32 protein-coding genes are annotated in these 25,517 nt (G+C 32.6%); 13 read left to right on the forward strand and 19 right to left on the reverse strand.

Features of this window, described 5'->3' with window-relative positions; all coding sequences use genetic code 11:
* Nucleotides 1-26: 26 nt before the first annotated feature.
* From ACOQOS_RS01335 to ACOQOS_RS01365, 7 genes are all read right to left on the reverse strand, one after another.
* A complete protein-coding gene (locus ACOQOS_RS01335) occupies nt 27-707 on the reverse strand; it encodes a YggS family pyridoxal phosphate-dependent enzyme (protein WP_420573156.1) in 681 nt (226 codons plus the stop codon).
* Nucleotides 708-763: 56 nt separating this feature from the next.
* The gene (locus tag ACOQOS_RS01340; protein WP_420573157.1) at nt 764-1,990 is read right to left on the reverse strand and encodes a DUF1015 domain-containing protein; all 1,227 of its coding nucleotides are present in this window, start codon (nt 1,988-1,990) and stop codon (nt 764-766) included.
* A gap of 2 nt (nt 1,991-1,992) precedes the next feature.
* Nucleotides 1,993-2,541, reverse strand: a complete 549-nt coding sequence (locus tag ACOQOS_RS01345; protein WP_420573158.1) for a M23 family metallopeptidase — start codon at nt 2,539-2,541, stop codon at nt 1,993-1,995.
* A 65-nt stretch (nt 2,542-2,606) separates the two neighbouring features.
* A complete protein-coding gene (locus ACOQOS_RS01350; RefSeq protein ID WP_420573159.1) occupies nt 2,607-3,047 on the reverse strand; it encodes a YcxB family protein in 441 nt (146 codons plus the stop codon).
* A complete protein-coding gene (locus ACOQOS_RS01355; RefSeq protein ID WP_420573160.1) occupies nt 3,047-3,934 on the reverse strand; it encodes a 3-hydroxybutyryl-CoA dehydrogenase in 888 nt (295 codons plus the stop codon). Before ACOQOS_RS01355 ends, ACOQOS_RS01350 begins: the two co-directional genes overlap by 1 nt.
* Nucleotides 3,935-3,944: 10 nt before the next feature.
* Nucleotides 3,945-4,628: a hypothetical protein gene (locus ACOQOS_RS01360; RefSeq protein ID WP_420573161.1), complete on the reverse strand. Its 684-nt coding sequence runs from the start codon at nt 4,626-4,628 to the stop codon at nt 3,945-3,947.
* 6 nt (nt 4,629-4,634) lie between these two features.
* A complete protein-coding gene (locus tag ACOQOS_RS01365; protein ID WP_420573162.1) occupies nt 4,635-5,600 on the reverse strand; it encodes a Gfo/Idh/MocA family protein in 966 nt (321 codons plus the stop codon).
* 203 nt (nt 5,601-5,803) lie between these two features.
* Here ACOQOS_RS01365 and ACOQOS_RS01370 point away from each other — a divergent pair, with 203 nt between their 5' ends.
* Nucleotides 5,804-6,451: a protein-L-isoaspartate(D-aspartate) O-methyltransferase gene (locus ACOQOS_RS01370; RefSeq protein ID WP_420573163.1), complete on the forward strand. Its 648-nt coding sequence runs from the start codon at nt 5,804-5,806 to the stop codon at nt 6,449-6,451.
* On the opposite strand, the gene smpB is transcribed toward ACOQOS_RS01370, so the two are convergent.
* A complete protein-coding gene (gene smpB, locus ACOQOS_RS01375; RefSeq protein ID WP_420573164.1) occupies nt 6,448-6,906 on the reverse strand; it encodes an SsrA-binding protein SmpB in 459 nt (152 codons plus the stop codon). The genes ACOQOS_RS01370 and smpB overlap by 4 nt on opposite strands.
* Nucleotides 6,907-7,065: 159 nt before the next feature.
* Between smpB and ACOQOS_RS01380 the strand changes: the two genes are divergently transcribed.
* The 3 genes from ACOQOS_RS01380 to ACOQOS_RS01390 all read left to right on the forward strand — a co-directional run bounded on the left by ACOQOS_RS01380 (nt 7,066) and on the right by ACOQOS_RS01390 (nt 8,447).
* Nucleotides 7,066-7,713, forward strand: a complete 648-nt coding sequence (locus ACOQOS_RS01380; RefSeq protein ID WP_420573165.1) for an OmpW/AlkL family protein — start codon at nt 7,066-7,068, stop codon at nt 7,711-7,713.
* Between the two features lie 164 nt (nt 7,714-7,877).
* A complete protein-coding gene (locus tag ACOQOS_RS01385) occupies nt 7,878-8,114 on the forward strand; it encodes a hypothetical protein (RefSeq protein ID WP_420573166.1) in 237 nt (78 codons plus the stop codon).
* Nucleotides 8,115-8,282: 168 nt separating this feature from the next.
* Entirely contained in the window at nt 8,283-8,447 is a 165-nt protein-coding gene (locus ACOQOS_RS01390) for a hypothetical protein (protein WP_420573167.1), read from the forward strand.
* Nucleotides 8,448-8,499: 52 nt separating this feature from the next.
* Here the strand turns inward: ACOQOS_RS01390 and ACOQOS_RS01395 are convergent, their stop codons facing one another.
* Genes ACOQOS_RS01395 through ACOQOS_RS01415 form a run of 5 tightly spaced genes read right to left on the reverse strand, consistent with a single transcriptional unit; the run spans nt 8,500 to nt 11,610 of the window.
* Complete coding sequence (locus ACOQOS_RS01395) at nt 8,500-9,021, reverse strand: SixA phosphatase family protein (RefSeq protein WP_420573168.1); 522 nt, start codon at nt 9,019-9,021, stop codon at nt 8,500-8,502.
* A gap of 20 nt (nt 9,022-9,041) precedes the next feature.
* Nucleotides 9,042-9,740 carry a purine-nucleoside phosphorylase gene (deoD, locus tag ACOQOS_RS01400; RefSeq protein WP_420573169.1) on the reverse strand — a complete coding sequence of 233 codons (699 nt, stop codon included), beginning with the start codon at nt 9,738-9,740 and terminating at the stop codon, nt 9,042-9,044.
* A gap of 3 nt (nt 9,741-9,743) precedes the next feature.
* Nucleotides 9,744-10,409 (reverse strand): deoxyribose-phosphate aldolase, encoded by a 666-nt coding sequence (deoC, locus tag ACOQOS_RS01405; RefSeq protein WP_420573170.1) that lies wholly within the window; start codon nt 10,407-10,409, stop codon nt 9,744-9,746.
* 60 nt (nt 10,410-10,469) lie between these two features.
* Complete coding sequence (locus tag ACOQOS_RS01410) at nt 10,470-10,958, reverse strand: acyl-CoA thioesterase (RefSeq protein ID WP_420573171.1); 489 nt, start codon at nt 10,956-10,958, stop codon at nt 10,470-10,472.
* Nucleotides 10,959-11,013: 55 nt separating this feature from the next.
* Complete coding sequence (locus tag ACOQOS_RS01415) at nt 11,014-11,610, reverse strand: TetR/AcrR family transcriptional regulator (protein WP_420573172.1); 597 nt, start codon at nt 11,608-11,610, stop codon at nt 11,014-11,016.
* Nucleotides 11,611-11,748: 138 nt separating this feature from the next.
* Between ACOQOS_RS01415 and ACOQOS_RS01420 the strand changes: the two genes are divergently transcribed.
* The 3 genes from ACOQOS_RS01420 to mqo all read left to right on the forward strand — a co-directional run bounded on the left by ACOQOS_RS01420 (nt 11,749) and on the right by mqo (nt 13,865).
* On the forward strand, nt 11,749-11,928 hold the full coding sequence (locus tag ACOQOS_RS01420; protein WP_420573173.1) for a hypothetical protein: 180 nt from the start codon (nt 11,749-11,751) through the stop codon (nt 11,926-11,928).
* A gap of 61 nt (nt 11,929-11,989) precedes the next feature.
* On the forward strand, nt 11,990-12,241 hold the full coding sequence (locus ACOQOS_RS01425; RefSeq protein WP_420573174.1) for a hypothetical protein: 252 nt from the start codon (nt 11,990-11,992) through the stop codon (nt 12,239-12,241).
* A gap of 130 nt (nt 12,242-12,371) precedes the next feature.
* Nucleotides 12,372-13,865, forward strand: coding sequence for a malate dehydrogenase (quinone) (gene mqo, locus ACOQOS_RS01430; RefSeq protein ID WP_420573175.1), 1,494 nt, complete (start codon nt 12,372-12,374; stop codon nt 13,863-13,865).
* Between the two features lie 21 nt (nt 13,866-13,886).
* On the opposite strand, the gene ACOQOS_RS01435 is transcribed toward mqo, so the two are convergent.
* The 4 genes from ACOQOS_RS01435 to clpB form a co-directional block, all read right to left on the reverse strand.
* Nucleotides 13,887-14,534, reverse strand: coding sequence for a metallophosphoesterase family protein (locus ACOQOS_RS01435; protein ID WP_420573176.1), 648 nt, complete (start codon nt 14,532-14,534; stop codon nt 13,887-13,889).
* A 34-nt stretch (nt 14,535-14,568) separates the two neighbouring features.
* Nucleotides 14,569-15,108: a GNAT family N-acetyltransferase gene (locus ACOQOS_RS01440; protein ID WP_420573177.1), complete on the reverse strand. Its 540-nt coding sequence runs from the start codon at nt 15,106-15,108 to the stop codon at nt 14,569-14,571.
* Nucleotides 15,109-15,225: 117 nt separating this feature from the next.
* Complete coding sequence (locus tag ACOQOS_RS01445) at nt 15,226-15,786, reverse strand: nucleotidyltransferase family protein (RefSeq protein WP_420573178.1); 561 nt, start codon at nt 15,784-15,786, stop codon at nt 15,226-15,228.
* 224 nt (nt 15,787-16,010) lie between these two features.
* Nucleotides 16,011-18,614, reverse strand: coding sequence for an ATP-dependent chaperone ClpB (gene clpB, locus ACOQOS_RS01450; RefSeq protein ID WP_420573179.1), 2,604 nt, complete (start codon nt 18,612-18,614; stop codon nt 16,011-16,013).
* A gap of 159 nt (nt 18,615-18,773) precedes the next feature.
* Here clpB and ytxJ point away from each other — a divergent pair, with 159 nt between their 5' ends.
* The 5 genes from ytxJ to ACOQOS_RS01475 all read left to right on the forward strand — a co-directional run bounded on the left by ytxJ (nt 18,774) and on the right by ACOQOS_RS01475 (nt 21,993).
* Nucleotides 18,774-19,169 (forward strand): bacillithiol system redox-active protein YtxJ, encoded by a 396-nt coding sequence (ytxJ, locus tag ACOQOS_RS01455; protein WP_420573180.1) that lies wholly within the window; start codon nt 18,774-18,776, stop codon nt 19,167-19,169.
* Between the two features lie 125 nt (nt 19,170-19,294).
* Entirely contained in the window at nt 19,295-20,407 is a 1,113-nt protein-coding gene (locus ACOQOS_RS01460; protein ID WP_420573181.1) for a helix-turn-helix domain-containing protein, read from the forward strand.
* 161 nt (nt 20,408-20,568) lie between these two features.
* Nucleotides 20,569-20,766, forward strand: coding sequence for a hypothetical protein (locus ACOQOS_RS01465; RefSeq protein WP_420573182.1), 198 nt, complete (start codon nt 20,569-20,571; stop codon nt 20,764-20,766).
* A 31-nt stretch (nt 20,767-20,797) separates the two neighbouring features.
* Complete coding sequence (locus tag ACOQOS_RS01470; RefSeq protein WP_420573183.1) at nt 20,798-20,968, forward strand: class I lanthipeptide; 171 nt, start codon at nt 20,798-20,800, stop codon at nt 20,966-20,968.
* 272 nt (nt 20,969-21,240) lie between these two features.
* On the forward strand, nt 21,241-21,993 hold the full coding sequence (locus tag ACOQOS_RS01475) for a sulfite exporter TauE/SafE family protein (RefSeq protein ID WP_420573184.1): 753 nt from the start codon (nt 21,241-21,243) through the stop codon (nt 21,991-21,993).
* A 234-nt stretch (nt 21,994-22,227) separates the two neighbouring features.
* Here the strand turns inward: ACOQOS_RS01475 and fahA are convergent, their stop codons facing one another.
* Complete coding sequence (gene fahA / locus ACOQOS_RS01480) at nt 22,228-23,517, reverse strand: fumarylacetoacetase (RefSeq protein WP_420573185.1); 1,290 nt, start codon at nt 23,515-23,517, stop codon at nt 22,228-22,230.
* Nucleotides 23,518-23,639: 122 nt separating this feature from the next.
* Here fahA and glyA point away from each other — a divergent pair, with 122 nt between their 5' ends.
* On the forward strand, nt 23,640-24,914 hold the full coding sequence (gene glyA / locus ACOQOS_RS01485; protein ID WP_420573186.1) for a serine hydroxymethyltransferase: 1,275 nt from the start codon (nt 23,640-23,642) through the stop codon (nt 24,912-24,914).
* A 96-nt stretch (nt 24,915-25,010) separates the two neighbouring features.
* Here glyA and ACOQOS_RS01490 read toward each other — a convergent pair whose 3' ends face one another.
* Nucleotides 25,011-25,403 (reverse strand): hypothetical protein, encoded by a 393-nt coding sequence (locus ACOQOS_RS01490; protein WP_420573187.1) that lies wholly within the window; start codon nt 25,401-25,403, stop codon nt 25,011-25,013.
* Between the last annotated feature and the right edge of the window lie 114 nt (nt 25,404-25,517).

The raw sequence follows: 25,517 nt of genomic DNA on the forward strand, positions 1-25,517 counted from the left end.
AATTCTGGTATAAATATAAAAATATCCTAAGGATTAGTAGAGATTACTGACGTATAATTTCGCGCGCCAAAAATACTACTTCCAATTCGCACCATGGTACTTCCTTCTTGAATCGCTAATTTATAATCGCCACTCATTCCCATAGAAATCGTTGTTAACTCATTATATGTAGGTTGTAAATGATTAAATACGGCTTTTAAATTTTTAAATTCTTGTTGTACTTGCAAAGAGTTATCTGTAAATGTTGCCATGCCCATTAATCCAACAATAGAAACATTTTCTAGTTGCTTATATTCTTCGGAAGCGAGTAGTGTAGTAGCTTCTTCTGACGACATTCCAAATTTAGAATCTTCTTCTGCAATTTTTATTTGAAGTAAACACTTAATTGTACGATTGTGTTTTTTTGCTTGCTTATTAATTTCTTTCAGGAGTTTAAAATTATCCACACCATGAATCAAATCGACAAACTCAGCCATGTATTTTACCTTATTGCGTTGCACATGACCGATCATATGCCAAGAAATGTCTTTGGGTAATACTTCCCATTTTTCAACCATTTCCTGAATTTTATTTTCACCAAACACACGTTGTCCAGCATCATATGCTTCTTGTAAGTCAGAAACTGGTTTGGTTTTAGAAACCGCAACTAAAGTTACGTGTTTGGGTAAGGAAGTTTTTATATGTAGTAATTGTTCTCTAATAGACATTTTTTGTAATTATATTTTTCATTTTAAGTTAAAATATAGCTTCACTCATCAACTCATTAAAACTCATAAATAGTCACACCACTACGTAATTTTGGTTCTATATACGTACTTTTTGGCGGCATAGTTAAACCTTCATCAGCAATGCGCTTCATTTCATCTACATTTACAGGAACAAGTCCAAAACCAACTGAAAATTCGCCAGAATCAATTCGGTTCTTCATTTCAATAACGTTGTGCTTATCATATCCGTAATCAATTCGATCGTCGTTTCGCAAATCAGTAATGCCTAAAATAGGATTCAGAATTGTTATGTATAAAATATGTGTGTCTAATTTGCTAAGCGAATCGGTAAATTTATAATGAGTCTTACGTAAGTATAAAGAATAAAATTCACCATCTAAATACATGCTAAAATGATGTTTTTTTGAAGGTTTATACAATTCGCAGCCTCTATTTTCAATACGATATACTTGATCGAGTTTAAGTAAAAATTGCTCTTTAGATAATCCGTTTAAATCTTTTATCAAGCGATTAAATTCAGAAATACGCAATTCAGATTCTGGAATCAAATAACTCATGAACGAATGATACGATTCATTTTCAGTATTACCTTTTGAATCTTCACCAAGTAAAAAAGAAGAAGCAGAACGATGATGTCCGTCAGCAATATAAATAGCATTCATACGATCAAATTCCTGTTGAATCGCTTTAATATCAGCTTCATTATTTACCAACCACAAATAATGTGTATCTCTGTATGTAGTTGTAAATTCAAATTCTGAACGTGTTTTTGTATATGATTGTAAAATAGCTTCAATAACAGTTGAATCTGGATAGGTGAGAAGAACAGGTTCTGCATTAAAACCAACAGTTTTTAAATATTCTTTAAAAATATATTCTCTGTATTCTATTGTATCTTCATGACGCTTTATTACATTATTTTTATAATCTTCGGTACTGGCAGCAGCAACAATTCCTGTAAAAACTCTTTGTTCACGATTTACAATTCTGTATATGTAAAAACATGGAGTTTCATCTTGAACAAAAATGCCATCCTCCTTAAATTCCAAATAACGATTACGAACTAAGCCATAACGTTCTTTTCCTGAAATTTCTTTGTGATATTTATATCCTGGATTTACAATATGTAAAAACGAAAACGGATTATAATCTAAGCGCGCTTCGCGTTCATCTTGCGTATAACTTTGATACGAACGTGCTGCAACTAAGCTTACTTTATCACGCGTTGGTCGAACTGCTTTGAAGGGTTTTATTTTTGCCACTTTTAGTTTCTATTAGATTTAATAAATGTCGTTGGATTTAAAAATCCTTTGGTATCATCATCATATCCGGCACCAAGTTCCATAAAAATATCATCACGGATTTCTAAATGTAAATGTGCATAATATGCGCCATCTGCATTGCCAATAGTCCCGATTTGCATGCCTTTGTTTACAAAGCTACCTTTTTTTACGGAGATTTTTTCACAATGCGCATACAAGGATTCATAATACTTGCCTTTGTATTTATGAACAATTCGAATCACATTTCCCCAACCACCGCCAATATTGTTAGCAAATTTTACATACCCATTGCCAATCGCATAAATAGGATCGCCTAAATCAGTATTTCCGCCGCCAGTTCCATTCCAATCATCACCTAAATGATCGTTGACCGTAAATTTTTGTGCATTGTAATATCCTTTTGCATCTGGCTTTCCTACTGGGAAATCGAAACCTTTGGCAACATAAGTTGGCTTTTTAGTGAAAATAGTATCAAAAAAAGCGAATGCATCCTGAGATGAATCCGCTTTTTTCTTAATATTTTGTGACACACTCTTTTGTTTTGTTGTTTGTTGACAACTAAGTAAACACAGGCAGAGTATGTATAAAAATTGTTTCAAACGTTTAAGAGCGCTTTAAATTTATTGAAATCTTCTTCTGTATAAAATATATTCTTTGGAACGTATAAATAACTATTTATGGTAAGATAAATAAGCCAATATTCCTCATGAACTACTACATTTCTAATGCTTGAAAACAACCAAGTTGATGTGCCATCATTTTTAGTAAGCTGAAACTCTTGTTCATTAAATTTTAATTGTGTTTCTGTAAAAAAAGGTTTTAAATTTTTAAAATAAAACCATAGTAAAATACAAAAACCAATTAAAATTAAAGCACAAACACTATATAATGCAATAAAACGTGTCGCTTGCCAACCAATCAATAAAGTTAAAAACAATAGAAATGGAATAAGCTGCAAAATATTTCTCTTCAATTTAGAGAAGAAAATATTTCGATATGTTTTCTTAGTCAAATGATACGTTTTAGTATCGATCATTAGCTAAACATTTTGGCTACTTTCTCTGCTTTTCTACTTTCTGAATAGTCATAGAATCCTTCACCAGATTTTACACCTAATTTTCCAGCCATTACCATATTTACTAATAATGGACAAGGTGCGTATTTAGGATTCTTAAATCCTTCATACATTACATTTAAGATAGATAAACAAACATCTAATCCAATGAAATCGGCCAATTGTAATGGTCCCATAGGATGTGCCATTCCAAGTTTCATCACCGTATCAATTTCTTGAACACCAGCAACACCATTGTACAATGTTTCAATAGATTCATTGATCATTGGCATTAAAATTCTATTGGCAACAAATCCTGGATAATCATTTACTTCTGTTGGTACTTTATTTAATTGCTTAGAAAGTTCCATGATTTGGTTTGTAACTTCATCAGAAGTATTATACCCACGAATAATTTCTACCAACTTCATAATTGGCACAGGATTCATAAAGTGCATTCCGATTACCATTTCTGGACGCGAAGTTACCGCTGCAATTTGTGTGATAGAAATAGAAGAAGTATTGGTTGCCAAAATGGTATCTTCTGGGCATAACTCGTCTAAATCTTTGAATATTTTAAGTTTTAAATCAACATTTTCAGTGGCAGCTTCTACAACTAAGCTTGCATATTCAACACCATCTTTAATACTTGTAAATGTTGTAATGTTGTTTAATGTATTTTGTTTGTCCTCTTCAGAAATTCGTTCCTTAGCTACCATACGATCTAAGTTTTTTGTAATGGTTGCTAATCCTTTATCTAAAGAAGCTTGAGAAATATCTATTAATTGAACTTTAAAGCCAAATTGAGCAAATGTATGGGCAATTCCATTTCCCATAGTTCCTGCTCCGATAACAGCTACATTTTTCATAATATATAATTTATTTAGTCTGTATTTTTAGTTTTTTTCCATGCCAAGGACAAAATTCCCAGTTTCCATTGAGTAATTCATTATCCGTTGGACATATTTTCTTTTCAACCATTGAACTTAAAGGAAGTTTGAATTTGAATTCTTCATCTTTGTTGAAAAGTACTGTAAATTCTCCTTTACTTAATGGAGAAGCAATCAAAGAGCCATTTTTTGCCCTTTCAGGAAATACAAAGAATTCCATTTGTTTCCCAAATTGACCTAGCATTTGTGCCATTCCTGGTTTCATAGAATTTAACATCGAATTGTATTCTTCAGGAATATCTTCCTCTTCAAGAGGACTGTAAACGACTCCGTTTTTATCTTTTACTTTAATTTTTACGGGTAATCTTTTTAAGGTACCAAAAGGTGAAATTTCAGTATTAATCACACATACAATTGTATATCCCCGAAAAACTTCTAAAAGCTGATCTGTAAATCCTTCCATACTCGTGTCCTGTATGGAGACTTTCCAATATTCGTTTGGAATCCACCAAACCATTTTAAAATTGTCATTTTTTTTACGAATAATCTGTACGTCTTTTACCATATCGGTAAGTTCAACTTTTTTTGCAGGCACAATTTTATCTTCTTGTGCAAGCGAAAACGTTATCGTAAATAGACAGAGAAATAGACTTACTTTTTGTATGTTAGTCATTGCTTGTTATTTATTGAATTTTTCTATGATTTTGATCGCAACACGCAATGCTTCAGTTCCTTGTTCAAGAGAAACGATAGGAGTTGTATCATTGTTGATAGCATCTGCAAACGTTTCCAATTCGTCTAAAATGGCGTTGTTTTCGTCAATATCAGGGTTTTCAAAGTAGATCTGTTTTTTTACGCCTTCTGCATTTTGTAGAATCAATGCAAATTCATCTGCTTCTTTTGGAGCATCTTTCATTTTTACAACTTCAACTTTCTTCTCTAAGAAATCTACAGCAATGTAAGCATCACGTTGAAAGAAACGACTTTTACGCATGTTTTTCATTGAAATACGACTTGACGTCAGATTGGCTACACAACCATTTTCAAATTCTAAACGCGCATTGGCAATGTCAGGAGAATTACTAATGACAGAAACTCCACTTGCGTTAATTTGTTTTACTGGAGATTTTACCACACTTAAAATAGCATCAATATCATGAATCATTAAATCTAACACAACAGGAACATCGGTTCCGCGCGGATTAAACTCAGCCAAGCGATGTGTTTCAATAAACATTGGCGTATTGATTTTATCTTTTACCGCCGTAAATGCAGGGTTGAAACGTTCTACATGTCCAACTTGTCCTTTTACATTATGTTCTTTAGCTAAAGCGATTAATTCCTCAGCTTCATCAACCGTATTTGTAATCGGTTTTTCAATAAAAACATGTTTTCCTTTTGTGATGACTCTTTTAGCGCATTCGTGATGTGAAAGTGTTGGAGTTACAATATCAACGACATCAACAGCATCAATTAAGGTTTCAATAGAATCGAAATAAGTGTATCCGAATTCATCTGCTATTTTCTGAGCATATTCAGGATTAGCGTCATAAAAACCAATAAGTTCGTATTTGGAAGATTGTTGTAATAATCGAAGATGAATTTTTCCTAAGTGTCCAGCACCTAAAACTCCAGCTTTAAGCATAAAAAAAGTGTTTTCAACAAAAATAATTTATTTTTCCAAAACCCTTGGAGTAATCACAAACAATTATCATAGAAACTCGTATTTTTTATAACTATTTTTATGATAATCATTATTTATCTACAAATACATTCGCAATCAATGAGTTGTATTTTTAATGATTTATTTGTGTTGATAGATAAAAAATACTATTATTTTTGCGCAAGATGAAAGATACGTTTAAACATAGAGGAATGCGAAATCAGTTAGCGCAAGTTGTTGCTAACAAAGGAATTACAGATAATAGAGTTTTGGAAGGAATTCGAAATATTCCTCGTCATTTGTTTATGGACTCAAGTTTTGAAGCACATGCGTATCAAGATAAAGCATTTCCAATTGGAGCCGATCAAACGATTTCTCAACCTTACACGGTAGCTTTTCAAACACAACTTTTAAAAATAGAAAAAGGTGCTAAAATTTTAGAAATTGGTACTGGAAGTGGTTATCAAACAGCAATGTTACTCGAATTAGGCGCAAAAGTGTACAGTATTGAGCGTCAAAAAGAGTTGTTTAAGCGTACAAGTTTGTTTCTGCCAAAGTTAGGATACAGAGCAAAACGACTTATTTTTGGTGATGGTTATAAAGGTTTACCTGAAGAGGCACCATTTGATGGAATTGTTGTAACAGCTGGCGCGCCTTTTGTACCAAAACCATTGTTAGCACAGTTAAAAATAGGAGGAAAGCTCGTAATTCCAGTTGGAGAGAATAATAAGTCACAAATCATGACATTATTCGTTAGAACTTCTGAAAAAGAATTTACTAAAAAAGAATTTGGAGAGTTTCGTTTTGTTCCAATGTTGGAGAACAAAAACTAACGGAAATTTTTCTTGATACGATCTAAGTTACGCTTGTTGTCACGATCTTTAATCGTTTCACGTTTGTCGTGTAGTTTTTTACCTTTTGCCAAAGCAATCGATAATTTTGCCAACCCTTTTTCGTTCAAAAACAATCGCAAAGGAACAATAGTTAATCCAGAGTTTTTAACTTGTTTGTTCAAACTACGCAACTCTTTTTTATTCAACAATAACTTTCGTGTGCTTCTAGGTTGGTGGTTGTAATGTGTTCCAAAAGCATACTCTTCAATATACATATTTACAACAAACAGTTCGCCTCGCTCATTGAATTCACAAAAACTTTCGGCAATAGAAGCTTTGCTCATACGAATAGATTTAATTTCTGTTCCTGTGAGTACAATTCCTGCTGTATACTTATCAATAATTTCGTATTGAAAGCGTGCTTTTTTGTTTTGTATGTTGATATTTTTCTGCATGAATTGCCAAAGGTACTAACATTTATCGGAATCGCAAGTATATAGATACGTTCGCTCATATAATTCAAAAAAATATGTTTCAATAAACTATGACTTTTGTCATTTTTCTATGGAAAAGTCAGCCATACATTTGTGCTATAATTATTAAATAATAGACTTATGAAAAAAGCAGTATTGGGTGTTTTTTTAATGTTAGGAATATTTCAACTAACAGCACAAGAAGATGTAAAACAACAAGATAACGATAAAAAATGGCAAGTGCGTGCGCGTTTCATTTCCGTAATTCCGAGTGAGAGTGCTTCTATTGATGCTATTGGTGGAGATGTATCAATTTCAACGGCATATGTGCCAGAAGTAGATTTTACATATTTCTTTACAGAAAATTGGGCAGCAGAATTAATTTTAGCAACGACCAATCATGATGTAGAAGCAATTAATACAGCAGCAGGAAATATTGATTTAGGTGATGTTTGGTTATTACCACCAACATTAACGTTTCAATATCATTATCCAGTAGGAGATTTTAAACCGTATGTTGGAGCAGGAGTTAACTATACTATTTTTTATAGTGCAGATGAAGGTCCAATTGCTGATAAGGTAGATTATGACAATAGTTTTGGCTTTGCTTTTCAAGCAGGATTTGATTATGCTTTAAATGATACTTGGTTTTTAAATGTTGATGTTAAAAAAATATTACTTCAAACTGATGCTACAGTAAATGCAACAACGGCTTTAGGAGCCACAGTTGGAGCAGATGTTGATATAAATCCGTTAGTTGTCGGATTTGGTATCGGAATGAAGTTTTAGTAGTTCATATGTTATGGGAACTGAAAACGTCGCTCTTTGAGCGGCGTTTTTTATGATTTGTATAGAAGTTGATCGCTATTTATAAATCACGATGGGCTTTGTTGTGGAACTCTTTACTTTATGTTTAAGTTTGAATTATTATTAACTTTTTAAAACGTATTGTAATGAAAAAGAAAAGCTTAAAGAATTTAAAACTCAATAAAAAAACAATTTCAATTTTAGAGGAACCACAAAAAATTAAAGGGAAAACAGGTGCGCCTTGTGTAGCTGTTACTTATTGGATATGTCCTATAGTGACTTCTATGCTTGTTTGTCCAGATGATTCTGCAGATGGTTGTACCGGAACTCCAGATGAGACAATGACTTGTCCAGATTGGTCTTGTGGTTGTCCACAAAAGTAATATATCAAGAAAACTTAGCAGAAACAAAAACGTCGCTCATTGAGTGGCGTTTTTTTATGATTTGTATAAAAGCTGATCGCTATTTATAAATCACGATGAGCTTTGTTGTGGAACTCTTTTCTTTATACTTAGGTTTGAACTATTATTAACTTTTTAAAATAATTTATTATGAAAAAGAGAAGTTTAAACAATTTAAAACTGAATAAAAAAACGATTTCAAATTTCGATGAAACGGATAAAATTGTAGGAGGAAATTCAGCGATTTCTATTGCTAGTAGTGCGGTATGTTGTGCAATTTATACAGTTTCCCTTGTTCTTTGTACTAGACAATAATAAAAATGCCGCTTTGTAAGCGGCATTTTTTTGAAATATATTTTGGTTGTATCTAATTAATAGTAAGTAGTTGTACCGTTTTTACATCTCCGGTAATGGTAACAATATATAGATTTCCGTTATTGTCATCATCTATAGATTCAAACATTTCCTTATTAAGAAGTCTATTTGTAAAAGCAGGTGTTGTATTGCTATGCCCAACAACTAATACCGTTTTTCCTTTAGTACGCTTTAAAAAACTTTCCATATCAATTTTAAAAGGATGATACGAAGTTATTTCTAATTCGTTTGCTTCTGCAGTTGGTTTAGCAGTTTGCTGAGTTCGATTGTATTCCGTTGAATATACAGCATCAAATTTTACATTTTTAAATACTTCAGCCCAATATGCAGCTCTATTATTTCCTTGTTTTGTTAAATCAGGGTTTTTATTGCTTTTGTCAGAACGATCTTTTTCTGCATGACGAATCAAGTAATACGTAGATGTTTCTGTTTTAGTTTCTTTTTGTTTGGCTTCTTGCGCAAAGCAATTCATCACTAAGAATAAACTTAGTACAAGTAAAATGTTTTTTTTCATCAGGTAATTCTGTTTTATGTTTAGATGATGGTTAATGCGATTTCGATCATTTCTTTGAACGTTTCCGCTCTTTCCTCAGAAGTTGTCGTTTCATGTGTAACTAAACTATCTGAAATTGTCAATAAAGATAGTGCTTTTACATTAAATCGTGCAGCAAGTGTATACAATGCTGCTGTTTCCATTTCTACACACAATACACCGTATTTTGCCCATTTCTTGTAATAATCGATATTTTCTTGATAAAAAACATCGCTTGTTAAGATATTTCCAGCTTTTACAGGAATGTTTTTTTCTTTGGCAGCTTGTATTGCAGCTAAGAATAATTCCGCATTAGCAGTAGGCGCAAAATTTTCTCCATGAAAGGGTAAATTATTAAAACTACTATTGGATGAAGCAGCCATAGCAATTACAATATCACGAATTTTTACTTCTTTTTGATATGAGCCAGCACTTCCTACACGAATGAGTTTTTGAACATCATATTCATTGATGAGTTCATGTGCGTAAATTCCAATAGATGGTGCGCCCATTCCGGTTCCTTGTACAGAAACAGGTTTTCCATTAAAGGTTCCTGTGTAGCCGTACATTCCGCGAATATCATTGTACAACACTGGATTTTCAAAAAAGGTTTCAGCAATCCATTTGGCACGCATCGGATCTCCTGGAAGTAATACCGTTGGTGCAATTTCTCCTTTTTTTGCTTTGATGTGTATGCTCATAATTTAATAATCGTTTTGTGAAGTAGTTCCGTTTATAATAGCAATTCCATTTGAAGTCCCTAGACGAGAAACACCAGCATCGATATACTTTTTGGCTATTGCGAAATCACGAATACCACCAGAAGCTTTTAATTTTGCTTTTCCGTTTACGGCATTTTTTATGATAGTAATATCTTCTATAGTTGCTCCGCCAGTTCCAAAACCTGTAGATGTTTTTACAAAATCAGCACCAGCTTCTACGGCAAGTTGTGACGCTTTTGTTTTTTCTTCATCAGATAGATAACAGGTTTCAATGATGACTTTCAAAACATTATTTCCAGCAGCAACTTTTAATTGTCGAATTTCTTCAGCGATCAAATTTTCATTTCCAGACTTTAACCAGCTAATGTTGATAACCATATCAAATTCGTCTGCACCATCCAATTTTGCTTGTATAAGTTCCGCTACTTTAGCCTCAGTACTCATTGCACCAAGCGGAAAACCAATAACACTGCACACTTTTACAGAAGTGCTGGACTTCAAAACTACTTTAGCAACTTTTACATGGCAACTATGTACACAGACTGAAAAAAAATCATGTGTAATAGCTTCATTACAAAGTTGTTGTATGTCTGAAATTGTGGCGGTTGGTTTTAGCAAGGTATGATCTATATATCGATTGATATTCATAGTATGTATCTAGTTTGGCGTAAATATACTTAAAAACTCACCTTCCAAAACTGATAAATATCAAGAAACTGTTGCCATTCGCAAACTTTTAACGCGTTCATCAAAGTTAGTTTCAGACACAGGCAATACAACATTTTCAAACAATTCTATAAATTTTTCATGATGTTCATGCGCTTTTCCTGTAATGACGTTAAAGTGAACAAAAGAACTCCACATGACAGCTTTTAACTCAGTTTTATTGGCATTCCACATACGAATTTCAACCAATAATTGTTTTTTTCCGTATTGAATCAGCTGTGAATCAATCGTAACCGTTTCCATGACATGTGCTGGACGTACATAGGCGATTTGATGTGAACCTACAACCCAAGTAGTTCCCGTTTTCTTAGCATTTTCAAAAATATCTAAATCATAATGTTCAATGAGTTGATCTTCTCTAGCATTGATTAAATAATCTAAATACTTACTATTATTCAAATGATTTAATGGATCGCAATCTTGAAATCTAATTTTTGTCTGTGTTTCTAGTACTTTTGGTAATTGTTTCATTGTGAGTTGTTTTTTTAATATACCAATCGGTATATTTTTGATTAAAAAAATAGTTTTATGCTTTTATTTCGTTATGAATCATCTTATCTATTTGATCCATAGTATCTTGAATGTAAAAATCATCATTCATTGTGTATGCCATAAAAATTGCGCCTTGTATCATGGTATCGATACGTTTGGCTGTATACATTGCGTTTACTTCCGTAGAAATTTCTCCTATTTCAATTCCTTCTTCAATAATAGTGGCTAATTGATCCTGAATTCTTTCAATAATGGTACGTACTTTTTCTAATAAAAGTGAATTTTGATTATTTGCGTCTACACCAACATTCAAAATAGGACAACCGCCCATTTTATTTGTATATAAATAATAATTGCGATAAAAATCTGAAATCAGAAATAGTTTTTCAATAGGAGAATCACTTTTGTCCATGTGTTTGACAATTTCCTTCATCAAACTTTTTACCATGAATTTAAAGGAAGCAATGGCAAGTTCTTCTTTATTTTTAAAATTACCATAAATAGCACCTTTAGTCAAACCTGTAGCTTTGGTAATATCTGAAATACTTGTGGCAGCGTATCCATTTTTGTTAAAAATAGGCGCTACGGTTTCTATAATAAAAGCGGCAGTTTTTTCGGCTTTGGTAATCATGATTCAAATATAGTGAAAAAAATATACCAATCGGTATAAAAATGTTTTTATAGTAAAAACGTAGTGGAAGTATTGTTTCTTATTACTTGTAAGTATTTGATTATTAGTAAATTTATGTGTAATTAAACTAACTATAAAATGAAAAAAAGGGATTTACATGTAAAGTTGAATTTAAAAAAGAAAAAAATTGCTTCTCTTGTTTCAAAGAATTTAAGAGGAGGATTTGATAATTCAGATCCAGAAACAGTCAACAATTCTTTAGGCAAACAAAGTACTTGTCCTATTGAAACGTGTACGTGTTTAGAAGATAAAGTATAGAATTACTATAACTTCAGATTAGAGAAAATTATATATTAATGAATAATCGTAACGATCTACCATGAAAAAGAAGAAGATTACACAAAGATTAACTTTAGCTAAAAAACAAATCGCAGCTTTTAAAGATGTAGAACTTACTGGAGGAAATACAGGAAACTGTCCGCCGCCAACTATTTACGACATCTGTAGAACAAGAGCTTGTACCGCCAATAATTGCGGGACAGCTAACTGTGGGACAAATGCAACTTGCGTAACAGATGCCGCTTTGAGTTGTACACCAAGAGGTTGTGGTAATTCCCTTTTTAATTGTTAGTAGTCGAATTATAAATTTTGAGTTAGTTAAAAGGGAGATAGAAGTATGTGTTTGCATGTACTTCTATCTTTTTTTATGCTAATATGTTATTTTTTTAGTTTGATTTTTTACTTTAGAAAAAAATTAAAGGATGACTTCTGAAAAGATAAATGTAAATACTGACTATGATCTTATTTGTGTCGGTGGTGGAATTATGAGTGCTTCTTTGGCATTATTGACAAAATTAGTACAGCCTAACTTAAAAATATTAATTCTAGAACGTTTAGACGCGGTTGCTTTAGAAAGTTCTGCTGCATGGAATAATGCTGGAACTGGACATTCTGCTTTGTGTGAGCTTAATTATACACCAGAGAAAGAAGATGGCACAATTGATACTAGCAAAGCTTTAAAAATTTGTAAACAGTTTGAAATTTCAAAGCAATTTTGGTCATATTTAACAACAAAAGGCTTGATAGAAGATCCATCTGAATTTGTTCAAAAAATGCCGCATTACAGTTGGGTAACTGGCGAAGAAAATGCCGCATATTTAAAGAAACGATTTGAAGCGTTGAAAGATCACTTTATGTTTGGAAACATGGAGTTTACAGAAGATATTCAAAAAATGCTCGAATGGTTTCCATTGATTGCAAAAGATAGAGGAGAAGAGGAAATACTTGCAGCAACAAAGATGGAACGTGGAACAGGTGTTAATTATGGAAATTTGACACGTAAATTGTTTGAAATTCTTGAAAATAAATACGATACCAAAGTACAATGTAATCAAAATGTATTAGATATTGATCCAGATGATGAGGTAGAATGGTCTGTAAAAGTAAAGAATACAAAGACGAAAGATATTTTACATTTAGATGCAAAACATGTATTTATTGGCGCTGGAGGCGGAAGTTTATTGTTACTTCAAAAAGTAGAAATCGACGAAAAAGATGGCTATGGTGGTTTTCCAGTAAGCGGAGAATGGTTAGTATGTAAAAACGAAGAAATCATTCAGCAGCATTTAGGAAAAGTATATAGCAAAGCTGGTGTTGGCGATCCACCAATGTCAACGCCGCATTTAGATACTAGGTATATTAACGGAAAGCGTGAATTGTTATTTGGACCTTTTGCAGGATTTAGTCCGAAGTTTTTGAAAGAAGGTTCTCGATTGGATTTATTTAAATCGATCAAATTTGACAATCTTCCAGCCATGTTTGGTGCATTTTGGCATAATTTACCTTTAACAAAATATTTGGTAGAACAAGTGATGATGTCGCATGATGATCGTATGAACGATTTGCGAAAGTTTGTTAAAGATGCTAAAAACGAAGATTGGGAATTGATGGTTGCTGGACAGCGTGTGCAAATCATTAAGAAAGATGCGTTTGCTGGTGGGAAACTACAGTTTGGAACCGAAGTTGTGCATAGTAAAGACGGAAGTATTACGGCTTTATTAGGAGCTTCGCCTGGCGCATCTACAGGAGTGAATATTATGTTGGAAGTCTTAGAAATTGCTTTTCCAGAAGAAGTACACTCTGAGCACGGAAAGAAAATATTAAAAGAATTAGTGCCTTTTTGGAAACAAGAATTAAATAAGGAGATATTTAATGAATATCTAGAAAAATCTAATAAGGTTTTAGGACTGAAGTAGAAGTGAAGTTGAGAGTTTTTCTCAAGCAATATCTTTTTTGTTCGTCTCTACAGTTATTTTACCTATAATTTTACCGTGATTATTAATTTTAATACCTGTTAATCCAAAACCGTAAAACGCACCAGTATCTATATTCCATGAGTTAGAGAGTTTATTAAATACAGGTTCATTTTTTAGTATTGGCGTATGTCCGTGGATTTGAATTTTGTTGATGTTTTTCAATTCTTTTCGATTCCAGATGACTCCATCCATATTATTTTCATCAAATGGATTTTTTGATTCTGAAATTCCAGCATGTGTGACGACAATCGTATTATTTTCAAACTTTAGTGGCAAACTTTGAAACCAATTAGCAATTTGTTCATGATCTATTTTATTCTTTTGAAAATCATCAATAGTTTTTTGTCCGCATTGTTCTATCCAATTTTGGTTATGACCATTTTTAAAATATTCAACAAATTCAAATTCATGATTACCTTTTAAAATAATACAGTTTTTATTTTTCTTTGCTAATTCATGACATTTTGTGACTACCGCAGCGCTAAAGTTTCCTCGATCAATTAGGTCTCCAACCAATATTAAATACTCATTCTCATGATTCCAGTTTTTAAGCATTTCAATTAGCGTGTAATAACAGCCATGAATGTCTCCGATAATAAAATAGTCCATTGAGTTATTTTAGAATTAAATCTGAATATCATTTTTAATTTTCTGCAAACTTCGCATAAATATCTAAACTAATAAATTCACCATTTTTAACTTCACAATCTTTCATTGTTCCTTCTAAATTGAACTTGAGTTTTGCGAGCGCCTTTTTACAATTTGTGTTTTTGGTTTCTACAAAACCTTCAATTCTGTGCAAACCAATAGTATCAAAGGCATAATTAAATATCAAAGGCATAGTCTCTGTCATCAAGCCTTTTCCCCAATTTTCTGGTAATAACCAAAAGCCAATTTCAGCTTTTTTACTTTCTTTACTTAAGTTGTTTAAACCACCAGCACCTAGAAATGTACCATCAGTTTTAGAGCAAATTGCCCACCAAATTCCAGTTTCATTTTTTTCCAAATCGGCAAACCATTCCATTTGTTCTTTGGTTGCTTCTAAACTATCAAAACTGATTCCATAATATTTTATAATATCTGGATGCGAAAGTCCTTTGAAAACATTTTCTAAATCAGAAGGGACAAATTGCCTTAAGATGGCACGCTCAGATTTTAGAATGGGAAAATTATTTTTTTTCATTGTCAATACATATTTTGATGTAGTGCTGCTAAAACTATAGGAATCTTGATTAATATCAAAATGATAGTTCAGAATTTGCACGAATTATGGTATACTATATATGAAACTGAATTAAGCTCAGTTTGAAGTAATCTTTATTTCTAGTTTATTCCATTTCTCTTTCCAAGCTTTCTTTATAATTCTATCATTAAAAATAGTAAGATCGAATTTAGGAGTTGGAACGATCAAAAGATTGAATAAATCATGCAAACCATAAGGAGCAATATATTCAATTTGGTTATTAATGTTTTGTTTAATAGCAATTGAAGTAGCTGTTTCTGGCCAAAAAGTAATTGCTTCATAACAATTTGCATATGGTTTGTGTCCATTTCTAAGGTGCATTCTAGCTTGATTCTTTACAGACCAATTCAAATGAGGAGCAATGTTTATTAATTTATTTTCAAGTGATTTCTCAAATTCTTTTGTAATGTTTGATTTGTCATAATAAATGACATCAATATCATTTAGCTTTGAGCGCGTTTTCCCATGTTTTACATCCCAAATTTTATTTCTGACAAAACCAGCTCCAATCCAACAATCATTTAGTTTTAAGTCACTAACTATTTTTAAAATCTGCATCATCCAAGAATCGCTTTCAATGATCTTTTTTAATTGTTCTTCTAAATAGAGTTGGTTCATTTTGAGAATTATATTTTATTTTTAAACAAGCTTATATTTATTTCACAAAAAATGATTTATAAAATTTTATAAATCAATTCGGAAAACTTTAACTTTTCCCTGCAAAATAAAGCATTCAGCATTGCGTTTATATATTGAATCTTGTAGTTCAGGAGATAAGGAAAACATTTCCTGTCTTTGTTAGTAAACATCAAGAGCAGCGTATGCTGCTCTTGATTACTTTTTTATGAGTTTGTGATTAAATCTGTCTGATTTCTGAATACAAGTTCGTCGTCAAATTCATCCAATAAAATAATACTATCTACCGTAACTTTTCCGCTAAGTATTTCTTTAGAAAGTTGATTTAATACTTTACGCTGAATGACACGTTTTACAGGTCGCGCACCAAATTGCGGATCAAATCCTTGTTTGGCTAAATAATTAATTGCTTCTTCTGTCGCATCAAGTGTAATTTGCTGTTTTGTTAGCATCTTGATTACATTTTTCAATTGTATACGTACAATCTCTTTGATGTTGTCTTGCGAAAGTGGCGTAAACATGACCATATCATCAATACGATTTAAAAATTCTGGTCGAACCGTTTTCTTTAAAAGTCCTAAAACTTCTACTTTGGCAGCTTCCGTTGCTGAGTATATGTCTTGTATCGCTTTGAATTTTTCTTCTATGATATGACTTCCCATGTTTGAAGTCATAATGATAATCGTATTTTTAAAATCAGCAATTCTTCCTTTATTATCTGTCAAACGACCTTCATCCAGCACTTGCAATAAAATATTGAACGTATCTGGATGCGCTTTTTCTATTTCGTCTAATAATACTACTGAATAGGGTTTGCGTCGTACAGCTTCAGTTAATTGTCCGCCTTCATCATATCCTACATATCCAGGAGGCGCACCAACCAATCTACTTACCGAATGCGATTCTTGATATTCGCTCATATCAATTCGTGTCATAGCGTTTTCATCGTCAAATAAATAGGAGGCAAGTGCTTTTGCCAATTCAGTCTTACCAACACCTGTTGTTCCTAAAAATAAGAACGAACCAATTGGTCGATTGATATCTTGTAATCCTGCACGACTTCTACGAACAGCATCCGAGACAGCTGTAATAGCTTCTTCTTGTCCCACCACGCGTTTGTGCAATTCTTTTTCTAATTGCAATAATTTTTCACGTTCGCTTTGCAGCATTTTTGTCACTGGAATTCCTGTCCATTTTGCAACAACTTCCGCAATATCTTCATTTGTTACTTCTTCTTTGATCAGCGCATTTTCTTCTTGAGTAGCTAGTTCTTGCTGTAACGTATCTAGTTTTGCCTGCGCATCCTTTATTTTTCCATAGCGTAATTCTGCTACTTTTCCATAATCTCCTTCACGTTCTGCACGTTCTGCGTCTGCGCGATAGTTTTCAATGGCTTCTTTGGTAGCTTGTACTTGATCTACAACATCTTTTTCAGATTGCCATTTTGCAAAAATTTCATTGCGATCATCTTTGATATTGGCTAATTCTGAATTGAGCGATTTTAATTTCACTTCGTCATTTTCACGTTTAATTGCTTCAATTTCAATCTCCAATTGCATAATTCGTCTATCCAAAACGTCTAATTCTTCTGGTTTTGAATTAATTTCCATGCGTAACTTGGAAGCAGCTTCATCAATTAAATCGATGGCTTTATCTGGTAAAAAACGATTTGTAATATAACGTTGCGATAATTCGACAGCAGCAATAATTGCTTCATCTTTGATACGTACTTTGTGATGTGTTTCGTATTTTTCTTTGATTCCTCTCAAAATAGAAATCGCACTTTCTGTATCAGGTTCATTCACCATTATCTTCTGAAAACGACGTTCTAAGGCTTTGTCTTTTTCAAAAAACTTTTGATATTCATCTAAGGTTGTTGCTCCAATTGCTCTAAGTTCTCCACGTGCCAACGCAGGTTTTAAGATATTAGCAGCGTCCATTGCACCTTGTCCGCCACCAGCGCCAACTAATATGTGAATTTCATCAATAAATAACACAATGTCACCATCTGCAGAAGTTACTTCTTTGATCACAGCTTTTAATCGTTCTTCAAACTCACCTTTAAATTTTGCGCCAGCAATTAATGCGCCCATATCAAGTGAGTAAATTTGCTTGTCTTTCAGATTTTCTGGGACATCACCTTGAATAATTCTATGTGCCATTCCTTCCGCAATAGCGGTTTTACCAACACCAGGTTCACCAACTAAAATAGGATTGTTCTTCGTTCTACGTGAAAGAATTTGAAGTACTCTACGAATTTCTTCATCTCTACCAATGACAGGATCTAATTTTCCATCGTTTGCTAGCTGGTTTAAATTGTTTGCATATTTTTTTAGTGAATTATAAGTGTCTTCAGCGTTTGCAGAAGTAACGCGTTCGCCTTTACTCAGTTCTTGAATTGCGGCTTTTAACCCTTTTTCAGTAACATCTTGATCTTTTAAGATTTGAGAAATTTTACTGTTAGATTTAAAAATAGCCAGCATTAAATGTGAAGTAGATACAAATTCATCATTCATATCTTTTGCAATAATACTTGCATCCGTTAATGTCTTTCCCGTTTTGGGAGACAACATTATGTTTCCACCATTTACTTTGGCAAAACTTTGTAGCGTGCTTTCTAAAATTTGACTAAGTAGTGAAACATTTACATTGAGTTTTTTTAATATAAATGGTAGTACATTATCATCAACATCCATGACGGCTTTGAATACATGTTCATTTTCAATTTGTTGATGTCCGTATGTTTGCGTTAGTTGCTGCGCTTGTTGAACAACTTCCTGTGATTTTATAGTATAATTATTAAAGTTCATAGCTTTATATTATATGTTTTTTTGATAATTTTGCAATTGTTATTCCAATTGTGAATACAAGACAAAATGGCGGTTAAAGCGTGTATTTGCAAGACATTTTGACATTTTGAAAGTTTTTTAAAAAGCTTTCGACTCATTCTATAAATTTAGTATATACTTATGGGAATATTCAATAAAATATTCGGAAGTTCTAATACTTCTGAAACTCCAGAGCCTTCAAAATTACAATGGACTCCATTGACTAACGTTGCACAATTAGATACTATTGTGGAAGAATCTAAAACACAACCTGTGGCTATTTTTAAACACAGTACGCGTTGTGGAATTAGTAGAATGGTTATCAATCAATTTCAGAGTTCGTATGATTTAGAAGAAAATCAAATGAAAGTTTATTATTTAGACTTATTGAATTATCGCCCAATTTCAGAAGAAGTAGCAGCCAGATTCCAAGTATGGCATGAAAGTCCACAATTAATTATGGTAAAAAATGGAATTACGGTAGCACATGCTTCACACAGTCAAATTAACGCGATTCCATTAGAGAAATTCGTATAATTTTTTGACTTTTTCTTATCGTTGCAGATGAATTAAGAATTTTTTAAGAAGGATTTTACTTTCTTATTTGTATATTGAATCACATCATTCAATCATTCAAAATTCGTTCTTAAAACTTACTGCCGATGGAAACTACCATTAACATATGGATAATGCTGTTCTTTGCATTTGCCATACAAGCCTTCGTGCTCGGAATTTTATTTTTCCTTAAGCGAAAGGGTGATCGAGTAGCCAATAATATATTTGGCGTTTTCTTATTATTATTCTCTTACAATCAATTGTTTAACTGCGCGTATTGGTCTGCATATGAAGGCGCTTATGTAGAACATATGTCATTTACAAACTTTATTCCATGGGTTTCTTATGGACCATTATTGTATATATACATTAAACGTGTACTACACAAAACTCCTTTTACTTGGCGTGATTTGCGGCACTTAATTCCTGTTGTCTGGATTTTTTGGGTTTTTGGACGTTTTTATTTTTTACCACATGCTACGAAAGTAGAAGTTTCAGCAACGAATACATATGCAGAATATGTAAATTGGTGGCCAATTCCGAGACAATACATGACTTATACTATCACTTTTTTGATGTTAATTTATGTCGTAAAAATCTATTCTTTATATAAAAGAGAGAAAAACAAAGTGACCGAATTACAACGTTTTTGGATTCGATCATTATGGATATGTTTTACAGGATATACATTCGTGTTTTTTACTTACTTTATGCTGATTTATTTTCAATTGATGACCATTTCCAATGATTATCTTATTGGTTATGCCATGGTATTCTTTATAGGAATTGTCTCTTACTTTAGTTTTATGCAACCGAGTATTTTTTCGGGAACTATACCCATTCCGTTTGCAAAATATCAAAACAATGGTTTGTCTTCATCAATTGCTGTTGAAATGAAAGATAAATTAGTGTCTTTAATGGAAGCTGATAAGTTATATTTAGATAATTCACTTACGTTAGATGTCTTGTCGGAACATTTGAATCTTTCACGACATCATACTTCGCAATTAATCAATGAACATTTTGAAGTAAACTTCTTTGAATTTGTCAATAATTATCGGATTGACGAAGCTATCAAGCTTTTACAAGATAAAAAGAGTCGATTAAATATTAATCAAATTATCTATGCTACAGGATTTAATAATAGAACCTCTTTTTACAATGCGTTCAAGAAAAAGACTGGGATTTCTCCAAAATCTTACAGAAATAAAATCACATAATTCTTATGTATTGGTAAAATTGAATTTGTAAACCTTTATCGGTAAGTATGTTTTTGTACGCTTTTCTGATTTCCTTTATGAAAGAAATAAACGGCCATTTATTCAGAAAAGTGGAAGCCGAAAAACTAATAGAGTAGGCATTATTATTACAAAAATTTATCATGAAGAAACGAGAGTTAAAATCAGCATTAGGATTAAACAAATCAGTTGTATCAAAGTTTCATACTAACAATGTGAAAGGCGGATTGCCAACATTAGGTCCAGAATCTGAAGACAGACTTCACTGTGAATCAGAAAATTGTACGCACAACTGTATCACTTTGGCGTATACAAACTGTAACCAATGTCCAAGCTGCTAAACCTTTTTATTAACTATTAAAAGAATTTATTATGAAAAAAAAGCATATAAAAAAGTCGCTAAAATTAAGCAAGTCTAATATTGCGAATTTGGCAGATAACGAAGTGAATATTGTAAAAGGTGGAGGAAGTTATCCCGCAAATTTATGTCCTTCATTTATTCCAATCCTTTGTTTATATACAATTCGTTCATGTCCGATTTAATGGCGTAAACAGAAAATTAAGAAGTTATTGTTAAGTATGCATCGATATTTATCTTTTAAATTCTTAGAGGAAACATATAATCTGCATCTTAATTTTAATTAATTAAACTACAGTTGAACAACTCTAAATTTCGGTTTAGAGTTGTTTTTTGTTTTAATTTTTTTGAGAAAAGTAACGTCATGATTGATACACGAAAAGATTTATGAAAATTACTGAACCAGATTGATGAAATCTGCGATTATATTGTAAATTCGTAATCGTAAATTCATCGTATGTGTGATCCACTTATTTATGTGTTATTAGGTTTGGCTGTCGGCTATATTGGCGGTTTTGCAGGAATTGGCGGCGGACCATTTTTAGTATCTTTCTTAGTTTTGTATTGCGGAATGTCACAATTGGCAGCACAAGGAAATGTTTTAACCATGATGTTAGGACCAATGAGTTTACTAGGCGTAATGTCACTTTATGGATATGTGAAAAATCAATGGCTCAATATAGTCGTCGGTGTTATTTCGTACTGCATCTTCTCGTATTTTGGTGCTGTTTTTGCTTTTTATATAGGAGAAACAGATTTAAAATACTATTTCGCTGTTATGTTAATCGTTATTGCATTACTTCAATTTAAATCATACCTAAAGAAAAATGCAAAAGCCGCAGATAAAGAACATATTTCTGTGTATTGGATTATTATTTTGGCTGCCTGTACCGGAATTCTTGGAGGAATGTTTGGAATAGGAGCTGGTGTTTTGATGGTTCCAATTTTAATTGGAGTTTTTAAACTCAAGAAGGAATATGCACGCGCACTAAGCTTAGCTATTTTGATTCCGCCTGTAAGTTATGGAGCTTTCATAAAATATAACTTTGAAAATCCAGTCGATTGGCAATTAGTGGGAATTTTATTTGGAACTTATTTTGTTGCCAACTTCTTTGGAGCAAAATTGGGAAGTAAAATTTCTGGAAAAGCCTTTACACTTGTGTATGGCGTTATCTTAATGTCTATAGCTATCATGTATTTAGCTGTATAAAACTACTTTTTAGAATTTATAACTCTCTAGTCGGTTATTGTTGAATTAAGTGATAAGAAACAGCAAATAATTTTAGGAGGATCAACCTTTTCAACTTCTGTTGCAGCAGCAGCATATGCAACTATTAATCCACCAAATTGTACTATGAGTACATATTGTGTGTATTAATTTATAGTGTAACAAAAAGACCAGACTAAAAGTCTGGTCTTTAAATATGTATATAATTGACAAAGATTATTTCTTCTTTGGCTCAAATACGGGTAATAATTTTGAAGAAACTTCTCCAAAACCAATGCGCACATGTTCGTTTTTACAATGACCACGCATCGTTACAGTATCTCCATCATTGATAAATGTACGTTCTGAACCATCATTTAATTTTACAGGATTTTTTCCTGCCCAAGACAATTCTAGCATAGAACCATACGAATCTGGTGTTTTTCCTGATAACGTTCCGCTTCCCATCATATCACCAGAATTTACAGGGCAACCATTTACAGTATGATGTGTAAGTTGTTGTGCCATATTCCAGTACATATATTTAAAGTTTGAACGTGAAACAATTGTTTCTTCACCATTTTCTGGCGTAATTCCAACTTCTAAGTGAATATCGTAACTTTTCTTTCCAGTATATTGTAAATACTCTAATTGTGGTTTTAAAGGCTTCGGAGTTTCTACTCTAAAAGGTTCTAGCGCGTCCATAGTAACAATCCATGGAGAAATAGAAGAGGCAAAACTCTTCCCTAAGAATGGTCCTAATGGAACATATTCCCATTTTTGAATATCACGTGCGCTCCAGTCATTAAAAACGACAACACCAAAAATATAATCTTCGGCTTCATCAATAGGAATTGGTTCTCCTAAATGATTAGCATCTGTAGTAATAAAAGCCATTTCTAATTCAAAATCTACACGTTTTGAAGGTCCAAAAACTGGTGTGTCTGCTCCAGCTGGTAATGTTTGTCCTTGCGGACGGTGAATTGGAATTCCTGAAGGAATAATAGAAGAACTTCTTCCGTGATATCCAACAGGTACATGAAGCCAGTTTGGCATTAATGCATTTTCTTTTCCTCTAAACATTACGCCAACATTGGTAGCGTGCTCTATACTTGAATAGAAATCTGTGTAATCACCAATTTGAACAGGCAATTGCATTTCTATTTCGTCTAAAGTAAATATAATAGTATTTCTGTGCTCAGTGTTATCGCGTAGACTTGCGTTATCGATATCAAAAATATCTCCAATACGGTTTCGCACTAAGCGCCATGTTTTCTTTCCGTCAGAAATAAAGTCATTTAAACTGTCTTGAAGAAAAATATCATCTGTGAGCGGAATTCCATCAAAATATCCTAATTGATGTAATGCGCCTAAATCTATGGCATAGTCTCCAATTCGAGTTCCAATGGTAATGACATCATCTCTTGTAAGGAAAACTCCAAAAGGAATGTTTTGAATTGGAAAATCGCTATCTGGAGCAACTTCTAGCCAAGTTTTTCGATTGGGATTATTGGTTGTATCTGGCATAGTTGTGTAGAATGTTTATGATTTGATAAAAATTGTTATTTCTATTCAAATATATGAGTTTTCTATATGAGTTATGGAATCTAAATCATATTTTTGGATTTTATTAACATAGACTCAAAATAATGCAACGCGACGAACAAATTTTTGAATTAATTCAAGCAGAAAAAGAAAGACAAATAGAAGGATTAGAGTTGATCGCTTCTGAGAATTTCGTAAGTGAACAAGTAATGGAAGCTGTAGGTTCTGTTTTAACAAATAAATATGCTGAAGGATATCCTGGAAAACGCTATTATGGCGGCTGTGAAGTTGTTGATGAAGTAGAAACTATTGCTATAGAACGTGCCAAAGCTTTATTTGGTGCTGCTTGGGTAAATGTACAGCCACACAGTGGAAGTCAGGCAAATACAGCTGTTTTTGCTGCTTGTTTGAAACCAGGAGATAAAATCTTAGGATTCGATTTGTCTCATGGAGGACATTTAACGCATGGTTCTCCTGTAAACTTTTCAGGAAAATTATACGATCCCGTATTTTATGGAGTAGAAGAGGAAACAGGTGTTTTGAATTATGATAAGATTCAGGAAATTGCAACAAAAGAACAACCAAAAATGATTATTGCTGGTGCTTCTGCTTATTCTAGAGATATCGATTTTAAACGTTTCCGTGAAATTGCAGATAGTGTAAATGCATTGTTATTAGCTGATATTTCGCATCCTGCAGGACTGATAGCAAAAGGAATTTTAAACGATCCAATTCCACATTGTCATATTGTTACAACGACTACGCACAAAACATTGCGCGGACCACGTGGAGGAATGATTATGATGGGAAAAGATTTTCCAAATCCTTTTGGAATTACGCTTAAAAATGGAAAGCGTAGAAAAATGTCTTCTTTATTAGATGGTGCTGTTTTCCCAGGAAATCAAGGTGGACCTTTAGAACATGTGATTGCAGGAAAAGCGATTGCTTTTGGAGAAGCTTTGACAGATGAGTTTATGCATTATACATTGCAAGTTCAAAAGAATGCACAAGCAATGGCAGCTGCATTTGTAGAAAAAGGATATAATATTATTTCTGGAGGAACAGATAATCATATGATGTTGATTGATCTTCGCAATAAAAACATCACAGGAAAAGAAGCAGAAAAAGCTTTAGGACTTGCTGATATTACTGTAAATAAAAACATGGTTCCTTTTGATGATAAGAGTCCGTTTGTGACTTCTGGAATTCGAATTGGTACTGCTGCAATTACAACAAGAGGTTTGAAGGAAGACGATATGAAGTTGATTGTAGAATATATTGACGAAGCGATCATGAATTTTGAAAACGAAGAAAAGTTAGAAAACATTTCATTCAAAGTAAATGTAATGATGTCAGACAGACCTTTGTTTGTTTCATAGAGAAATTAATTTATAATACATATAAAAAAGAGCAATCGTAGTTTTAATAACACGATTGCTCTTTTGTTTTGTATTATTTCGAAAAAACTAAATTGTTTAGCCTAATAGATGAATGCCTAAGAATCTTAGTATCGCCATGACAAATAATGCAATTCCTAAGATTACTTTAAATGGCATTAACTTTATAGAAAGCTTTAGTAAAGAACCTCCAATCGTTGGAATCTGACTCAATACATGCGTTAATAATAAGATACCAGCAGCAATAGCTACCAAATCGAAAATTAAATGTCTGTTAGAAAAGCCAAATATTTTTAGCAGTTCAAAAATTCCTAAAACTGCAACAGTTCCGCCAATAATTGTAGTAAACGGAATTAATTTCTTAGCAATGTTGTTAAAAAAGTCGCTTTCGCCATCAAGTTTATCGAGCGCAGTAATTCCTAATAAAATTCCTCCAGCGACACTGGCAATTTTAAAAATAAGTAAAAGCATGTTGTTAGATTTTTGTGTTAAACTATTCTTTGTTTCATTGTTATACTTGTAATATACGCATAAAAAAAGAATCATAAAAAAGTGAATTTCTTTTATGATTCTTTTCGGTATGTG

The sequence above is a fragment of the Kordia sp. genome (assembly GCF_965224175.1).
Taxonomy (GTDB): Bacteria; Bacteroidota; Bacteroidia; order Flavobacteriales; family Flavobacteriaceae; genus Kordia.

Excerpts from the sequence above, each read along its gene's own strand:
- ytxJ (WP_420573180.1), top strand. The coding sequence starts at position 18,774 with ATGGGAATATTCAATAAAATATTCGGAAGTTCTAATACTTCTGAAACT.
- ACOQOS_RS01470 (WP_420573183.1), top strand. The coding sequence starts at position 20,798 with ATGAAAAAAAAGCATATAAAAAAGTCGCTAAAATTAAGCAAGTCTAAT.
- ACOQOS_RS01360 (WP_420573161.1), bottom strand. The coding sequence starts at position 4,628 with ATGACTAACATACAAAAAGTAAGTCTATTTCTCTGTCTATTTACGATA.
- ACOQOS_RS01475 (WP_420573184.1), top strand. The coding sequence starts at position 21,241 with ATGTGTGATCCACTTATTTATGTGTTATTAGGTTTGGCTGTCGGCTAT.
- ACOQOS_RS01380 (WP_420573165.1), top strand. The coding sequence starts at position 7,066 with ATGAAAAAAGCAGTATTGGGTGTTTTTTTAATGTTAGGAATATTTCAA.
- smpB (WP_420573164.1), bottom strand. The coding sequence starts at position 6,906 with ATGCAGAAAAATATCAACATACAAAACAAAAAAGCACGCTTTCAATAC.
- ACOQOS_RS01335 (WP_420573156.1), bottom strand. The coding sequence starts at position 707 with ATGTCTATTAGAGAACAATTACTACATATAAAAACTTCCTTACCCAAA.
- ACOQOS_RS01440 (WP_420573177.1), bottom strand. The coding sequence starts at position 15,108 with ATGAAAAAAAATAATTTTCCCATTCTAAAATCTGAGCGTGCCATCTTA.
- ACOQOS_RS01460 (WP_420573181.1), top strand. The coding sequence starts at position 19,295 with ATGGAAACTACCATTAACATATGGATAATGCTGTTCTTTGCATTTGCC.
- mqo (WP_420573175.1), top strand. The coding sequence starts at position 12,372 with ATGACTTCTGAAAAGATAAATGTAAATACTGACTATGATCTTATTTGT.
- ACOQOS_RS01435 (WP_420573176.1), bottom strand. The coding sequence starts at position 14,534 with ATGGACTATTTTATTATCGGAGACATTCATGGCTGTTATTACACGCTA.
- ACOQOS_RS01395 (WP_420573168.1), bottom strand. The coding sequence starts at position 9,021 with ATGAAAAAAAACATTTTACTTGTACTAAGTTTATTCTTAGTGATGAAT.
- ACOQOS_RS01365 (WP_420573162.1), bottom strand. The coding sequence starts at position 5,600 with ATGCTTAAAGCTGGAGTTTTAGGTGCTGGACACTTAGGAAAAATTCAT.
- deoC (WP_420573170.1), bottom strand. The coding sequence starts at position 10,409 with ATGAATATCAATCGATATATAGATCATACCTTGCTAAAACCAACCGCC.
- deoD (WP_420573169.1), bottom strand. The coding sequence starts at position 9,740 with ATGAGCATACACATCAAAGCAAAAAAAGGAGAAATTGCACCAACGGTA.
- ACOQOS_RS01410 (WP_420573171.1), bottom strand. The coding sequence starts at position 10,958 with ATGAAACAATTACCAAAAGTACTAGAAACACAGACAAAAATTAGATTT.
- clpB (WP_420573179.1), bottom strand. The coding sequence starts at position 18,614 with ATGAACTTTAATAATTATACTATAAAATCACAGGAAGTTGTTCAACAA.
- glyA (WP_420573186.1), top strand. The coding sequence starts at position 23,640 with ATGCAACGCGACGAACAAATTTTTGAATTAATTCAAGCAGAAAAAGAA.
- ACOQOS_RS01490 (WP_420573187.1), bottom strand. The coding sequence starts at position 25,403 with ATGCTTTTACTTATTTTTAAAATTGCCAGTGTCGCTGGAGGAATTTTA.
- ACOQOS_RS01370 (WP_420573163.1), top strand. The coding sequence starts at position 5,804 with ATGAAAGATACGTTTAAACATAGAGGAATGCGAAATCAGTTAGCGCAA.
- ACOQOS_RS01415 (WP_420573172.1), bottom strand. The coding sequence starts at position 11,610 with ATGATTACCAAAGCCGAAAAAACTGCCGCTTTTATTATAGAAACCGTA.
- ACOQOS_RS01390 (WP_420573167.1), top strand. The coding sequence starts at position 8,283 with ATGAAAAAGAGAAGTTTAAACAATTTAAAACTGAATAAAAAAACGATT.
- ACOQOS_RS01355 (WP_420573160.1), bottom strand. The coding sequence starts at position 3,934 with ATGAAAAATGTAGCTGTTATCGGAGCAGGAACTATGGGAAATGGAATT.
- ACOQOS_RS01350 (WP_420573159.1), bottom strand. The coding sequence starts at position 3,047 with ATGATCGATACTAAAACGTATCATTTGACTAAGAAAACATATCGAAAT.
- ACOQOS_RS01445 (WP_420573178.1), bottom strand. The coding sequence starts at position 15,786 with ATGAACCAACTCTATTTAGAAGAACAATTAAAAAAGATCATTGAAAGC.
- ACOQOS_RS01425 (WP_420573174.1), top strand. The coding sequence starts at position 11,990 with ATGAAAAAGAAGAAGATTACACAAAGATTAACTTTAGCTAAAAAACAA.
- ACOQOS_RS01385 (WP_420573166.1), top strand. The coding sequence starts at position 7,878 with ATGAAAAAGAAAAGCTTAAAGAATTTAAAACTCAATAAAAAAACAATT.
- fahA (WP_420573185.1), bottom strand. The coding sequence starts at position 23,517 with ATGCCAGATACAACCAATAATCCCAATCGAAAAACTTGGCTAGAAGTT.
- ACOQOS_RS01465 (WP_420573182.1), top strand. The coding sequence starts at position 20,569 with ATGAAGAAACGAGAGTTAAAATCAGCATTAGGATTAAACAAATCAGTT.
- ACOQOS_RS01420 (WP_420573173.1), top strand. The coding sequence starts at position 11,749 with ATGAAAAAAAGGGATTTACATGTAAAGTTGAATTTAAAAAAGAAAAAA.